A 13,806-nucleotide genomic window follows, 5' to 3' on the forward strand; every position below is an offset into this window, starting at 1 on the left:
CTAGGCCGCCGACCAGTATCAGCCCACAAAATGACACACACTCCGCGACCAGCGAACCAGCCGCAAATGGAGCCATGTTCTCGAACCGGGCCGTGACGCAGTCCAGCAGTGGACGACGACACTGCAATCGGTACCGCCCCCCTGCGCGCTCACCTCACACGACTAGGTTCACTGGCAAGGAAGCCCGAGCGACTGGGGTCGTTGTCAAACGACTCGATTCGATGACGACGGACACTTGACCTCGAAGTTGGCCCGGCACAGGCCCTGAACTGCGTGGACTAACTCCCCCTGCCCGTACTCGCTAACCGTCAGCCAGGACGGCGTCGAAGGGCCTACCTTGCGGCCCCAGAATCCCAGGCTTAATGACGCAGGCAGCCGTCGGCTAGGCACGCCGAGGGCTGATCAGTCCAGCCCTCCCGTCTCCTCCAAGTGCGTAACGAACAAGGCGATGAGCCCCTCCTGCGTCGAGTCCGGAACGACTGAGTCGGGAAGGTCCTCTTCCAGGCCCCACTCCGTATTGAAGGTCACGGCCGCGCCCTGCGGGACGATGCTCTCGCGTAGCCAGAGGGCGAACTCGGCCGCTAGGGGAGCAGTGCAGTCCGTGATGGCTACACCTTCAGAATCCCGCTTGGCCATCCCTTCGAGATCCTCGTCGGCCAGCGTGATGCCGAAGTACATCGTCGTGCTGCGATCCAACGGACCTTCGCCGGGCTCTTCTACGCGGACGAACTCGTCCGGATTCCTGTCACGGAGCTTCCGCTCCAGCGCATCAAAGGTCAGCCCCCACGTCTCGCCCTCAGCAGGCCCAAAGACGTACATCGTGCGGAGCTCCGCGATCTGGTCTGCCTCCATGGTTCCTCTCTCAGCGCGGCTTGGATCAGGGCACGTAGCGTGCGTAGCCCTTGACACCGTAGGCGGCCATCATGATGCGCCAGTAGGCGACGGAGTCCTGGTTGTTGGTGACGGTCTCCACTCCGCGCATTTCGGTGTTGCGGGGATCTTTGAGGGCTTGGTGGTACTTCTCGAGCTCCTTGCGGTCCTTGTCGTACAGGAAGTCCTTCTTGCCGGACTGGTGGTTCGCGCGGAGTTCGTCCAGTGACCGGTAGCACTTCTTCTGTGGGTTGTTGACGTACTTCGCCTCGATTGCCATGCCGTCGCGGTTACGGAAGCCGTCCACCATCAAGGTGCTGTTCTTGCTGATGCCGGGCGGGATGGGAACCTCGTACTCCGGGTATCCGGCCACGCGTTTCTGGTAGGCGATCTCTGCGGGCTTGCCGCCGGAAACGTCGCCGGCGCGTAGCGAGTTGAGCCACATGCCGAAGTTCTGCTGCTGCGGGCCGGTGAGCGTCGGGAACCGTGGGTCCTGCGGTGCGGGTGGAGGGATGGGCTGAACCCGAGGGCCTACGGGCGGGCGGTACGCGGCCGGGATCATCACAGGCACGCGGACGAGCGGCGCGAGGAAGCCCGGCAGGTTCGGGAAGAGCCCGCCCCCATCCGGCTGGGGCATCTTCACTCGCGACTGCGCCGTATCCAGCGAGGGTGGGATGTTGCCGAGGCGGTTGATGTGCATGTCGCTCGCGAGGAGCTCGTGGAGACCGCCGTCGGGGCCGTCCCCTCCGAACATGGGACGTTCCCAGATGTGCTGCGCCTCCCCGGTGATCGGATTCGATTCCTCCGGGAGCCGCTGCAGTGCCGTGTCGATGTGGTCCGCGTACGCCTCACAGGCATTGGCGAGCATCTTGCAGGCGGTGGGCAGGTTGGCCATGAGGGTCTCGTCCTCGCTGACCTGGGTGGGTGGCGGATTCTTGCCGACGAACTTGCGGAAGAAGTTCTCCACCGCGTCGGCGGTCTCGCCTGCCTGGTCGAGGGTGGCCCTGGCCCAGGCGCCTTCTGAGTCCCAGTACGCGTCGTTCAGGATGATCGAGGCAGCACGCCAACTCCCCGCGACATCCCGGAGTTTGTCGCGTTGCCCGTGGAAGCGGGAGTTGAGCAGGTGTTGGTCAGTCCAGCTGGTCTCGCCGACGACCTCGGGAAGGTCTTCCGCGTTGTGGCTGGAGCGGGGCGAACAGTCGTAGCGGGGCTGGTAGCCGATGTCCGGTTCGGCCGGATTCCCTTCGAGGAGGTCCTTGGCGATCTTGCTTTCGGTCTTGAGGAAGTTCTCGGCGGACTTCAGAAGCGCACCAGCGCCGTTGGCCATGACCTGGTGGGCGTGTCCTGAGGCGTCGAAGACGGCCTTGACCGCCGGCTTGTACACAGCGGCAAACGCGCGCCCTGCTTCATCGTCACCGGCCATTCCGCCCTTGTCGCTGAGCTCGTCGAACAGCAAGCTGATCATGTTGAAGACCAAGTCGCGCAGATCCACCATGGTCTGCGACGCATTGACAAAGTTCTCGGCCTGATGCCGGATGTTCACCGTTCCCCCCGTACGTGGCTGTCAAGCAGCCGAAACACGGTACATGGGTGCGAAGTTGAGAAAACGCTGGCGTTTGGAGGGTGGCTCAAACCAATAGCCGCTAACGCTCAACAGCACCAGCCGTGATGTGGTGTGGGACCGCGCAGCGCTTTGCCTCAGGCACGAGGGCGTTTCCAGGAGCGGACATCGCCACGACAAGCTAGAAGTCGACCCCACCGACCATCTCCGCCACACTCCCGACAAGGCGATTGATGTCCGGTGCGGCACCGGTGTCCGCCAGGAAGAAGCCGAAGAGCACAGCCGCGACCGCCGGTCCGGCCTTCAGGGACTTGCCGCGGGTCATCACGACCAGAACCACGCCCAGCAGCAGCACCGCTGAGATGTTCAACTCCATCAGCAGCTCGCCCCTGTCCCGAGGGGCATCACAAGCGCTGCGTCCGAGCGACGTCGAGGTGACGTGCGCACGGATCGGCCTGCGGCCTCTTCCTCCAAGGCACCGCAGATCGCAGGCCACGGCACCGGAAGATTGGCGCTTTCCGCCCATTGCTGGTGGAAGGCTCGGACGGCGGCGCTCGCCCCCAGCCGTACAAGGTCAGGCGGTATCGCCGCGATCACCCTCCGGGCGACCCCGCCGGCGCCCCTCGCGGAAGGCGTGATCCCGCTCCCCAACAGCAGTGTCGCCGTCCGGATCGCGTCCAGGACAGGCACAGGTGCAGCGTCGGCGAACGGGCCGAACACCAGGTCCGTCCACTCCCCGCGGGTCCGCGCCCAGGCGAGGCGTTCGAGCCCTGTGCCGAGGTCCAGGGCCATGCACTCTGGGTGCTCCGTGTTCCACAGGAGGACGAGGTCGCCGATGGTGAGGTCCAGGTGGTTGAACATCAGGGTCACACCCGAGACCTGTCTGCGTTGCCAGACCTCCACGCGTCCGTGGATCTCCATGTGCCTTGCGTGGAAGCCGAGTTGGGATAGAACGTAGAGCCAGTCGTCGAGCGCCTCGGCGTAGTCGTCGATGCTGGAGATGGGCTGGACCCGGGAGACGTTGACGAAAGCGGTCAGGAAGCCGTCGAGCAAGTCTCCGCGCTCATCGCGGTCACCGGTGAAGCGGACCACGGGCTGAGGGAGGAATCCCTTGCGGTACGTGTGGGCGCGGCCGTCCTTGAGTAGGGGGTCGAGGGCCTGCACGGCCGAGATCGTCAGCTCGGTTTCTCGGCCCCAGCGCAGGGGCAGGCACTGGCCTCGCGGGACGCCTCGGGCAGCAAAGGCCGTGGTGAGCGTGGCCAGCAGCTCCGACCAGGATGGCGTCGAGCGCGGCGGGATGTACGGACTTCCGCGGTCGCGATGGCGGATCCTGAACGTCCGGCCGGTGCGGTCCGCCAGGCAGAACTCCCATTGAGGACCGAGCACTTGGCGTAACGCGGCGACCGCCTGGTGGGCGCGCGAGTGGCTCTCCATCAGAGCGCCGCCAAGGACTTGAAATGGTTCGCGGGGGCGAAACGAGCGAGCCCGGTTTCCTGGACGTCGGAAGGATCGAGCGCGGAGGCACGCTCGATGGCCTCGGCGAGTGCGTGGGCCGCGCTCTCATCGTCGGCCGCGGGGTCCACAACGACGGTGGCACCCGTACGTTCGCAGAGCGCCGCCTGGGCGCAGGTGCCGCCACGCCAGGTCAGGCCAGCGATCGGAGTTCCGGCGCGCAGGGACTCGCCGAAGACAGCTGCGCCGGCCTCCACGTAGTCCCGCGCGTAGGTGTAGACGAAGACCGAGCCCTCCGCGATGGCAGCGGTCTTGGCCGCTCCGCCCAGTTCCCCGACCCATTCCACGTGGTCCGCGGCGAGGACGTCTTCGTAGCGGCGGACGTAGTCCTGGTCGAAGACCGGGCCAACGAGGCGTATGCGGCGGCCGAGGATCTGCGCCGCGCGTACCGCGAGGTGGGGTGCCTTGTCCTGGTCTATTCGCCCGAGCCAGACGAGGTCCTGGCCCTTCACGGCCGGGGGTTCCTCTTCGTCGAGCCCCAAGTGGACGGCGAGTTCGGGGGTCGGGCTGTGGGCGGCGTACCGCTCGACCATCTCAGGCGAGTAGCAATAGAGCCGCGAGCGGTCGCCTTCGAAGGCCGTACTCGTGTGCTGGAATCTGGGCGAGTGCTGGAACGTGGCGACGTCGCAGTCCAATTCGCGCCACGTCCTGACCCATGAGGGCCGGGACGGGTATTCGTGGCCGACGACGAGGAGGTCATAGCCGGCGGACCGCAGTTCGCGTTCGGCGAGGGAGCCGGCCGTGACGTCCTCCAGGCGGACCGGCTTGCGGACCCATCGGTCTTCGAGGTCCTCAAGCCAGCCCGGCCCGATGAGGTGTACGTCGGCGCCTGCGGCGCGGGCTCCTACGGCGACTGCCCAGAGCCATCGTTCGATCCCGCCGTATCCGGCCGGGGGAAATGCGTAACTACCGGGGAAGTCGCAGACGCCGACAAGCACCTATTCCTCCGAGGGGGTTCCGTCCGCCTTGATCCGGCGGAAGCCGAGGTACTTCACAAGGGATTCGGGCAGCAGGACCGAGCCGTCGGCCTGCTGATGCTGCTCAAGAACGGCCGCGAGGGTGCGGCCGATGGGCAGTCCGGAGCCGTTGACCGTGGCTGCCGGAGTGGGCTTGCCGTTCTCGTCGCGCGTGCGGATGCCCGCGCGACGGCCCTGGAACGTGCCGAAGTCGGAGACCGAGGAGATCTCGCGGTACGTGTTCTGGCTGGGCAGCCAGACCTCCAGGTCGTACGTGAGCTGGGCGGAGAAGCCGGTGTCGCCGGCGGCGAGCGTGACCACGCGGTAGGCGAGGTCCAGCTCCTTCAGGCACGCCTCGGCGTGACCGACCATCTTCTCCATCTCTACGCGGGCCTGGTCGGCCGCGCAGATGCGCACCATCTCGACCTTGGCGAACTGGTGCTGGCGGATCAGACCGCGGGTGTCACGACCGTACGAACCGGCCTCCGAGCGGAAGCACGGCGTGTGCGCGGTCAGCGCGAGCGGCAGCTCGGACGGCGGGACGATCTCGTCCGCGTACAGGTTCGTGAGCGGGACCTCGGCCGTGGGGATCAGGAACAGGTCCCGGTCCGCTACGCCCGTCTTGAACAGGTCCTCCTCAAACTTCGGCAGCTGCCCCGTCCCCGTCATGGTCTTGCGGCTGACCAGGAACGGCACCGAGTGCTCGACGTAGCCGTGACGACGGGTGTGCAGGTCGAGGAACAGCGCCGCCAGCGCGCGCTCCAGTGCGGCGCCGACACCGCGCAGGACGCTGAAGCGCGGCCCCGACAGCTTGGTCGCTCGGCCGAAGTCCAGGATGCCCATGCCCTCGCCGAGGTCGACGTGGTCCTTCGGGTCGAAGGAGAAGGCTTGCGGGGTGCCGACACGGCGCTGCTCGACCGCGAACTCCTCGGAGTCACCGTCGGGCGCCTCGTCGGCGGGCAGGTTCGGGATGGTGAGCAGCAGCTCGGTCAGCTCCTGCTGTACGCGCTCCTGCTCGGCTTCGGCCTCCCGGATCTGCTCCTTCAGCTTGCGCGCGGTGTCCTTGAGGGCGGAGATGTCGCCGCCGGCCTTCGCCGTCCGCTGGACCTCCTGCGCGATGCGCTTCGACTCGGAGCGCAGCTCGTCGCCGGACTGGATGCTCTTGTTCCGAAGGGACTGGAGGGACTCCAGAGAGGAGAGGTCCAGCGAGTAGCCACGACGGGCCAGGCGGCGGACAGCGTCCTCGCCCATGTCGATCAGAACGCGAGCATCATGCATCGGGAAAATCCCTCTGTGCGTGCGGTTGGTTTACCCGATCGAAGGTAGCAACATCCAGACCCGCCTCCGCCCGGGATTTCCCCGCATCACCCCGCTGCTCAGCATCGCCTTCGGGCTCCGCAGCGACCTCGGTGAGGAGGCTCTTCACGCAGCTCAGCAATTCCTCGTCCTCGAACGAGACCGGCTGTACGCACGGGGCCTCCGGGAAGAACAACGGCATGGGCTCACCCGCGGGCCGCTCTCGGTACCAGTGCAGGATCGAGACCAGGAGACCGTGGCACACGACAACCCGTGGGCCGGGGTGCTCCACGGTCGCCTGCAGTCCCACGAGCATCCGCTCGATGCCCTCCCGCTGGCACTCTCGTGCGCCCGGAGGCCGGCGCCGCCCGCCGTGCTCGTCCAGCCAGGCGGCGTACTCCAGGAACGGACCGCCTTCGAAGTCGCCGTAGTCCAGCTCGTTGAGCTGTGGGTCGATCACTGGGTCCTGCTCCGGGACGCCCATCAGCATCGACGCCGTCTGGCGAGCCCGGCGAAACTCGCTGGAGATCCACGTGGACACTTGTCTCAGGGGCAGCGTGTGCCAGACCAGACCGCAGGACTGAACGCCCGCCTTGCTGAGTGGGATTGCGCGGGACGGGTCGCCGTTCACCAGGTACTCGCGGCTGTAGTGGGTCTCCCCGTGGCGCAGGATGTGCGTCGTCATGGCGCCTCACCCCTCCAAGCCCGACGCCATCAGCGCGGCCAGGACCTCTGCGGCTGTTTCCTGCGCCGGATCTCCGATCTCCGAGTAGTAGAGGAGCCCGTCGAGGGCGACTGCCCGGCACCATGCGGAGATCTCTGGAACCGGGATGCGGGATATCCGTGACGCGATGGCCAGTCGTTGGAAGGTCGCTTGGCCGAGGTCGTAATAGACGCTCCAGAACGCCCAGTCGTATGCCGCGTCGCCGACCAGCGGATGCGGATCGATGAGCCGGGGGTTTCCTCGGCCGTCGAAGAGCACGTTTTCCCGGTAGAGGTCGGCGTGGAGCACGGTCGTGCGGGAGGGGGACTCCCTGAGCGCTTGGAGTTCCGGCATCGCCTCGCGTACGAGCCACGCGCGCCGGCCGAGGCCGAGGGTGCCCGCCCGGCGTGCGACGCGCGGCAGCACCGTGTGCTGGAGGTGATCTCCCAGGCGGGGCAGTGCCGGCCGGCCGCGCTTCGCGCCGACGGCATGGAGTCCTTGGATCACCGCGGCCACCATCTGGACCTCACGGTCGGGCCGGGCTCTGCCACCGGGTCGGCCGCCGACCAGCTCCAACGAAGCCACTGACAGGTCGTCCGCGGTCTCGATAACGCCTGCCGTCGGGCCGCTGGCCCACAGCCGGAGCGCCGTGACCTCGTCGCGGTAGCGAGCACGCTCGTACCAGGCTTTGAGTAGGACGGGGGTGTCATGGATGTCCCTGGCTACGGCGACGACCGACGAGTGGCCCGCGTCGTGGTAGCTGCTCAGCGTCAACTTCCACCGCTCGGCGGCCTCCGCCAGGATCTGCGGGGCTGCGTCGAGCCAGCCGCTGGCCTCCGGTCCGTAGTGGGCCAAGAGCCGAGACCGTGCACCCGGTGGAACACCGCCGAGCGATCGTGCCGTCATCAGCTCAACACCATCCCGTCCGATACGAGTTCGTCGGTCAGGGCAGGGAACTCGTCCAGGGCCTCGGTGATCAGTGCCTGCACCTTGTCGATCTCCACGTCCGAGGAGGAGAGCCGCACCAGAATGCGCCACGGCTGGTCGAGCCGCTGCCCGGTCGTGCTGACGAGATGGACCTCGGCGTGCTCGCCCGTGGCCTCGTACAGGCGGTTCGCCAACCGCTGCGCGGCGATGTTGTAGAGCTTGCCCACGTGGTAGACGGGGTTCTTGCCGTTGGCGCCTTCCAGGTTCATGGGCCGCAGCGGCGTGATGAGCCCGTTGACACGGTTGCCACGGCCGACGACGCCCTCGTCCCCGGATTCGATCGAGCTGCCGGTGTGGGTGAGGTACAGCTCGTCCTTCTCCGGTACGTCACGGGCGTTGAGCCTGAAGCTGACCTTGGCGCCGGGCAGTCGGAGCGCGGCCATGTGGTAGCACTCGGCGAGCACGGTCTCGGTGTTGCGGATGTACTCGGCTCGGCATGCGACGTGGCGGGACTTCTGGGGCACGCACAGGACGACGTCGGCCTGCTCTCCGTCCCAGTAGCCCATGAGCTTGACGTCGGAACCGCACCAGCAGTGGGCGCGGGTGAAGTCGCTGTCGCCGGAGAAGTGGTCCACGAGCTCCCGTACGAACGACTCGAAGGCATTCTCCGGTGCCCAGCCCGTACCCAGCGACGTGTCGTTCGACAGCCGGACCCGACGCTCGCGCAGATCGTCGACCGAGCGCGGGTTGAACCACCGTGTGCGGTCAGGGACTTCGTCGCCGGTGAGTACGGCGCCGGGGCTGGAGTTGCTGGTGATGTTGAAGACGATGTCGAGGTGGTCCGAGACCTCGGGCAGGCGCTCGGCGAAGAAGGCCCGGATCTCGGTCTCGACGATCTCGTTGACGGGGATGCGTTCGCCGCCACACATGGGCGCGGCCCGGCCGTTGACCAGGACCCGGACGGGAGAGGTCATCTCCCCGCCGCCGTAACGGACTTCGCTGGCACCGCCGAGCAGGGCGAGCTTGTCGAAGTTGTGGTGGAGGACGGCGCCGAAGTGCCGCACGGTGTACCGGCTGTACGCCCGGGACAACCGCTCGGCCAAGTGGTCGGCGAGGGTGTCCGGGTGGCCGAGGCCCTTGCGCTCGACGATGGTGGTCGCGTCGGGCCGGGATGCACCGGTCTCGATCACCAGGTGGCTGTTCCCGAAAGTCGTGCTCGTGCGGGGCATAGTCGTGCTCCCATCTCAAGGTCGACTGCTGGGCGGTGTGATCAGTGAAGCCAGCCGGCGACCTGGCGGGAACGTTTCTAGGGGGTTTCTGCTCGCACCGAGGGCTCTCATGCGCACGTCAGCGTGGGTAACCTCCCCAACAACAAACGTGGTTGACGGGGAGGCCGCACATGACCGGTGAGGCGTTAGCCATGCACCCACTGACGTTCGTCCGCCAGTCGAGCGGATGGGGAAAGGCCGAACTTGCCCGCCTCATGCAGGCACGGGGCAAGGAACTGGGCATCCCTCTGGCGACCAACCGCACCACCATGTGGAAGTGGGAACAGGGCCAGGAGCCGGATGCCGACGCACAGCGCGTCCTCGCCGACCTGCTGTGCGTTCCGTACGAACTGGTCCGGGCGGAAGGATGGCCCCGGTGGCTCCCCGTGTGGGAAGTCACCGGCCTCACGGCTCCATGGACCGAAGCTGGCACCGTCGAGGCGCTGGCCGATCTGGTGGGGAGTGGCCGTATGGACCGTCGAGGCTTCCTCACCATCACCGGCGCCGCGCTGACCGGGCTGGCGGCGAGCTGGGCCGATGCGCCCGCCGCCTTCGCCTCTGCCCTGAACGGTGATCGCGTCACCGACACGATGGTCTCGACGATCGAGCAGCGCATCAGCACGCTCCGCACACTCGACGACCAACTCGGTGGTGCCCGGCTCCTGGAGCAGGCACGCGGCGATCTCGCCCTGATCACGACCCTCTTGAGCACCGGCCGCTACACGGACACAATCCGCATACGCCTGTACGCCCTCGCGGCCCGCGTATCGCACCTCACTGGCTGGATGGCCTACGACGCTGGGCTGCGCTCCGCGGGCCAGCGGTACTACATCGGAGCCATGCGCAGCGCCCGTACCGCGGGCGACGACGCCTTCGGGGCCTTCGTCCTGGCGGAGATGGGCGTCCACGTCTCCGAAGCCGGCCGGACCGCCGAGCGAGTCGACCTCATCTCGACCGCCATCGACAACGCCCCTCGAACCCTGTCGCCCTACACCCAATCCTTTCTCTACCTGCACAAGGCCGAAGCACTGTCCCGCGACGGCGACCACCAGAGGGCCGGTAGCGCGCTCAACCGGGCTGCCTCCCACTGGGAGCGCCACACGGTCGAGGAGAACCCGGACTGGCTCGACTGGTTCGGCGAGGCACAACTGAGGTCTACCGAAGGCAAAGTCCTCTTGCGCGCAGGCCAGTTGGAACGCGCGACGAAATCACTGGAAACCTCCGTCAAACAAGCCACACCCAGGGACAAGGCCGTACGCTCCGCCCGCCTCGCCGAAGCTCGCCTCGCCGGCAACGACCTCGACGGAGCCCTCGACGCTGCCAACTACGGCGCCGAGCTCCTCGAAGACAAGGTCAGCTCCGTGCGAGCCATGGACCGCCTGAAAGAGTTCTCGGAGCAGCTCCAGCCTCACAAGGCAGTCCCGGCCGTCCGTGAGTTCCGCGAGCGGCTTCAGGCACTGCCTGACGCGGCGTGACGGGTTACCCGACCTCGGATGGGGCCCTCTCGGAGACGGTGACCGAAGTGCCAGGATGGCGGTATGACGACGATCAACGGTGAGGTTGCGTCCGGGTTCGAGCCAGTGCGCGAGGCGTTCGCGGCGAATTTCGATCAGCACGGGGACATCGGCGCGGCGGTCTGCGTGTATCACCATGGCCGACCGGTGGTGGACCTGTGGGGCGGGATAGCCGACACCGACACTGGGCGTCAGTGGGAGCAGGACACCCTGCAGCTCGTCTACTCGGCAACCAAGGGAGTGACCGCCACCGCAGCACATCTGCTGGCCCAGCGAGGCGAGCTCGACCTGGACGCCCCAGTGGCCAAGTACTGGCCGGAGTTCGCTGCGAACGGCAAGGCAGACATCCCGGTGCGGTGGCTGTTGTCCCACCAGGCTGGCCTGGTGGCGCTCGACCAACCAGTGCCGCTGGAAGAGGCGTTGGCATGGCACCCGATGGCCAGCGCACTCGCCGCGCAACGCCCCCTATGGACGCCGGGGACGGCGCACGGGTATCACGGTCGGACGTGGGGCTGGCTGGTCGGCGAGGTCATCCGCCGGGTGTCCGGCCGTACGCCGGGCCGCTTCGTCGCCGACGAGATCGCAGGCCCTCTGGGACTCGACTTCCACATCGGGTTGCCGACGAGCGAACGTCACCGCGTCAGCCGCATGTCGTACCGGCAGCCCGAGGTCGACCTCACCACTGTTCCCCAAGAGGAAGTCCCCGAAGAACTCCGTGACCAGGTCGCTGCCTGGCGCGACCCAAACTCCTTCAGCAACCGGGCGTTCCAGGTCACCGACCCGGCCAACATCGACTTCAACTCCCCGGAAGTCCAGGCCGCAGAGCTCCCGGCCTCCAACGGCATCGGCACCGCACACAGCCTGGCCCGCATGTATGCCGCGTTCATCGGTGAGGTGGAAGGCGTACGCCTCCTCAAGCCGGACAGCCTTGCCTTGGCAGCCGAGGAGCAGGCCGCTGGCCTCGACCAAGTCGTCGTCACGCAGAGCCGGTTCAGCTCCGGGTACATGTTGCCCACTGAAGACAACCCCATGATCAGCCCCAGCTCCTTGGGGCACACCGGCCGAGGCGGATCGCTCGGCTTCGCTGACCCAGATCTCGGGATCGCGTTCGGCTACGCGATGAACCACATCATCAGCGGTTCCGACGATGTACGTGCGCCATCACTGGTGGAGGCGGTGCGAAGGGCACTTGCCTAACTCGTTTCCCTCGCAGTGGGTCTACCGATTCTTCCTGCGCCTCAGCAGGACGACGCCACGTACATCGACGACCTGCCCTCAGAAGACCGCAAGGCGCTGATAGCCGCCCGCCGGGAGGAGTACAAGACCTTCCGCCCCGCCCCCACGGGCGCCGCGCTCGCTTCGCCATCGAGATGTTTCCCCTGCTGCAGGCCGACAAGCGACGTAGCCATGCCTTGATCCCTGCGACACAGGACATGCCTCTCTGCAAGGTCGTGGAGACCTTCGGGAAATACTCAAGCAAGAACTGGGCTTCGACTCTGTGCCATTCGCGGCAAAGCGCAGTCCTCTGCACGCCAGCGACCCGTCGGCCGAGGTCGTCCTCTTCGACGCTCAGCGGGTGGAGGCAACATTGCCTATTGCTGACCGTGCCGCTGGCCTGAGCGCCCAGAAGGGGGAACGCTGGTTGGACCGGATCTGGATCCACCCCTTCGAGCGAGGACGAGGGCTCGCCGATCAAGCCTGATCGGACCTGGAAAGGTGGTCTACGGCAAAGAGTTCAAGATCCAGCCACCGCTTTCGCAGGCCATGGAGAGACTCCTCACCCGCCACGGGGTTACTCCCGAACGCTGGCGCCTTTGAGCCGTACGGCTCGGCGCGGCGCTCGGACTGCCTCCTACTGCTGTGGTGCCGACGCTTGGGCGCCGATCAATGATCGTCATCCTCAGAGGCACAGGCTGCCTCTGCTGCAGCCTGCCCGCCGAGGATGACGAAGTTGGCGCCTAGCTCCTGCAAGGCAGGTACTACTCGGTGTAGCGCCCCGATCGGGTCCACGCCGTCCGGGATGTGATGGGTGCCCAATGCTGCGTCGTAAACGAAGCCGAAGAGGTCGAGAACTGCGGCGACGCTGTTGTCATAAGGACCGTCGACGATCCAACCGTGCTCGGGGTGGTCGCCGATGATGAAGCCCTCCTGGTCATCATCCTCCTCAGCGGCAGTGTCACGCTGTTCGCCGAGTGCCGCGGACGTCACGATGCGGCGCATCGCATCGGAGTCGTGCTGATCGAGCCCAGCCTTTTCAGCGGCGTACGCGAGGAGTTGGTCGAGGCCGTCGGTGCCGTACCCATCCAGCCATTGGTCCAGGGTGAGCTCGCCGCCGAAGTTGGCGCGGTAGTCGGCGCGGTCGCGTTCCTGCACTGCGGCGATGAGCTCCACGGCGCGTTCGATCCCGACGGGTGAGGCTCCGTAGCGCTCAGCCTCGGCACGCAGGCGTTTGCGACGAGTGGCGTCATCCATACCTGCTCCCCTCGCAGTGAACGTCCATTATGGCGTCGATCTCGGTGGCCTCTGTGCTGAAGCTGCACTCGACGCCGGGGCAGCCCCTTCGCGACTTCAGTGACCGGGGTGGCGTAGTCCGTCTTCCAGGGTTGGTGACCTGCATGGGGACTCTCGGCGGCTGACGATCTGCCGGGTGTGCCGTGGGGCAGCTGATCAAGAGGGTCGACGGGCTTGTCGTCGGCCCTCTTGTTTAGTGGTTTTGGGCGCGCCGGAGGCGGCACGACTCGGTTCGATGTCAACAGACGCGAACTGGCAAACAGGAGGCCACAGTGCCGACGGAGGCGGCATTCCGTCCCGCCCTCGAGATGCGGATACTGGCCGCCATGACTCCGTCTCCGCAGGAAGAAATCAAGAACGCTGCACACGCCATCTCGAACATGCATGTCGCAACGGTTCCCGGCGATCACGCCCGTGCCGCCGGCCATGCTGCGGCCAACCTCTGCTCGGGCGCTGGATATCGACTCTTGTACATACCGACAGAACTGCAGCAGCTGATCACGCAGGCCATCGAGATCGGTTACGCGACGGCTCTGCAAGACGTACGCGACGGCGACTTCGACGGAGTCATCCGAGAGTGGCGGCCCGGCCTGTTTGAGGGGTGAACCCCAGCCTGGAGGGTGGAGTGAGAACCTCTCCGTGGTATCGGTTCTGGTCTCATGCACAGGCGTACGGCTCCCTTCAGAAG

The 13,806-nt window shown here is 66.6% G+C and carries 13 protein-coding genes; 3 read left to right on the forward strand and 10 right to left on the reverse strand.

The window, feature by feature from the left end; genetic code table 11:
• Positions 1-402: 402 nt before the first annotated feature.
• The 9 genes from QIS99_RS31390 to QIS99_RS31430 form a co-directional block, all read right to left on the reverse strand.
• Positions 403-852: a hypothetical protein gene (locus tag QIS99_RS31390; RefSeq protein WP_282517151.1), complete on the reverse strand. Its 450-nt coding sequence runs from the start codon at positions 850-852 to the stop codon at positions 403-405.
• 25 nt (positions 853-877) lie between these two features.
• Entirely contained in the window at positions 878-2,413 is a 1,536-nt protein-coding gene (locus tag QIS99_RS31395; RefSeq protein WP_282517152.1) for a restriction endonuclease fold toxin-2 domain-containing protein, read from the reverse strand.
• A gap of 199 nt (positions 2,414-2,612) precedes the next feature.
• On the reverse strand, positions 2,613-2,807 hold the full coding sequence (locus QIS99_RS31400; protein WP_282517153.1) for a hypothetical protein: 195 nt from the start codon (positions 2,805-2,807) through the stop codon (positions 2,613-2,615).
• On the reverse strand, positions 2,807-3,595 hold the full coding sequence (locus tag QIS99_RS31405) for a hypothetical protein (protein ID WP_282517154.1): 789 nt from the start codon (positions 3,593-3,595) through the stop codon (positions 2,807-2,809). Before QIS99_RS31405 ends, QIS99_RS31400 begins: the two co-directional genes overlap by 1 nt.
• Positions 3,596-3,864: 269 nt before the next feature.
• Entirely contained in the window at positions 3,865-4,881 is a 1,017-nt protein-coding gene (locus QIS99_RS31410) for a glycosyltransferase family protein (RefSeq protein ID WP_282517155.1), read from the reverse strand.
• Positions 4,882-6,177: a serine--tRNA ligase gene (gene serS / locus QIS99_RS31415; protein WP_282517156.1), complete on the reverse strand. Its 1,296-nt coding sequence runs from the start codon at positions 6,175-6,177 to the stop codon at positions 4,882-4,884. It abuts the gene before it with no gap.
• Positions 6,170-6,880: a histidine phosphatase family protein gene (locus QIS99_RS31420; protein ID WP_282517157.1), complete on the reverse strand. Its 711-nt coding sequence runs from the start codon at positions 6,878-6,880 to the stop codon at positions 6,170-6,172. The genes serS and QIS99_RS31420 overlap by 8 nt, the downstream gene beginning before the upstream one ends.
• A gap of 6 nt (positions 6,881-6,886) precedes the next feature.
• On the reverse strand, positions 6,887-7,753 hold the full coding sequence (locus tag QIS99_RS31425) for an aminoglycoside phosphotransferase family protein (protein ID WP_282517158.1): 867 nt from the start codon (positions 7,751-7,753) through the stop codon (positions 6,887-6,889).
• A 50-nt stretch (positions 7,754-7,803) separates the two neighbouring features.
• Positions 7,804-9,054 (reverse strand): methionine adenosyltransferase, encoded by a 1,251-nt coding sequence (locus tag QIS99_RS31430; RefSeq protein ID WP_282517159.1) that lies wholly within the window; start codon positions 9,052-9,054, stop codon positions 7,804-7,806.
• Positions 9,055-9,224: 170 nt separating this feature from the next.
• Between QIS99_RS31430 and QIS99_RS31435 the strand changes: the two genes are divergently transcribed.
• Positions 9,225-10,568: a tetratricopeptide repeat protein gene (locus QIS99_RS31435; protein ID WP_282517160.1), complete on the forward strand. Its 1,344-nt coding sequence runs from the start codon at positions 9,225-9,227 to the stop codon at positions 10,566-10,568.
• Between the two features lie 63 nt (positions 10,569-10,631).
• Positions 10,632-11,804, forward strand: coding sequence for a serine hydrolase domain-containing protein (locus tag QIS99_RS31440; protein WP_282517161.1), 1,173 nt, complete (start codon positions 10,632-10,634; stop codon positions 11,802-11,804).
• Between the two features lie 687 nt (positions 11,805-12,491).
• Here the strand turns inward: QIS99_RS31440 and QIS99_RS31445 are convergent.
• The gene (locus tag QIS99_RS31445) at positions 12,492-13,079 is read right to left on the reverse strand and encodes a hypothetical protein (protein WP_282517162.1); all 588 of its coding nucleotides are present in this window, start codon (positions 13,077-13,079) and stop codon (positions 12,492-12,494) included.
• Between the two features lie 311 nt (positions 13,080-13,390).
• On the opposite strand from QIS99_RS31445, the gene QIS99_RS31450 reads away from it, so the two are divergent.
• Positions 13,391-13,723, forward strand: a complete 333-nt coding sequence (locus tag QIS99_RS31450; protein WP_282517163.1) for a hypothetical protein — start codon at positions 13,391-13,393, stop codon at positions 13,721-13,723.
• Positions 13,724-13,806 lie beyond the last annotated feature (83 nt).

Origin of the sequence: Streptomyces solicavernae (genome assembly GCF_029968095.1) — a bacterium.
GTDB lineage: Bacteria > Actinomycetota > Actinomycetes > Streptomycetales > Streptomycetaceae > Streptomyces > Streptomyces solicavernae.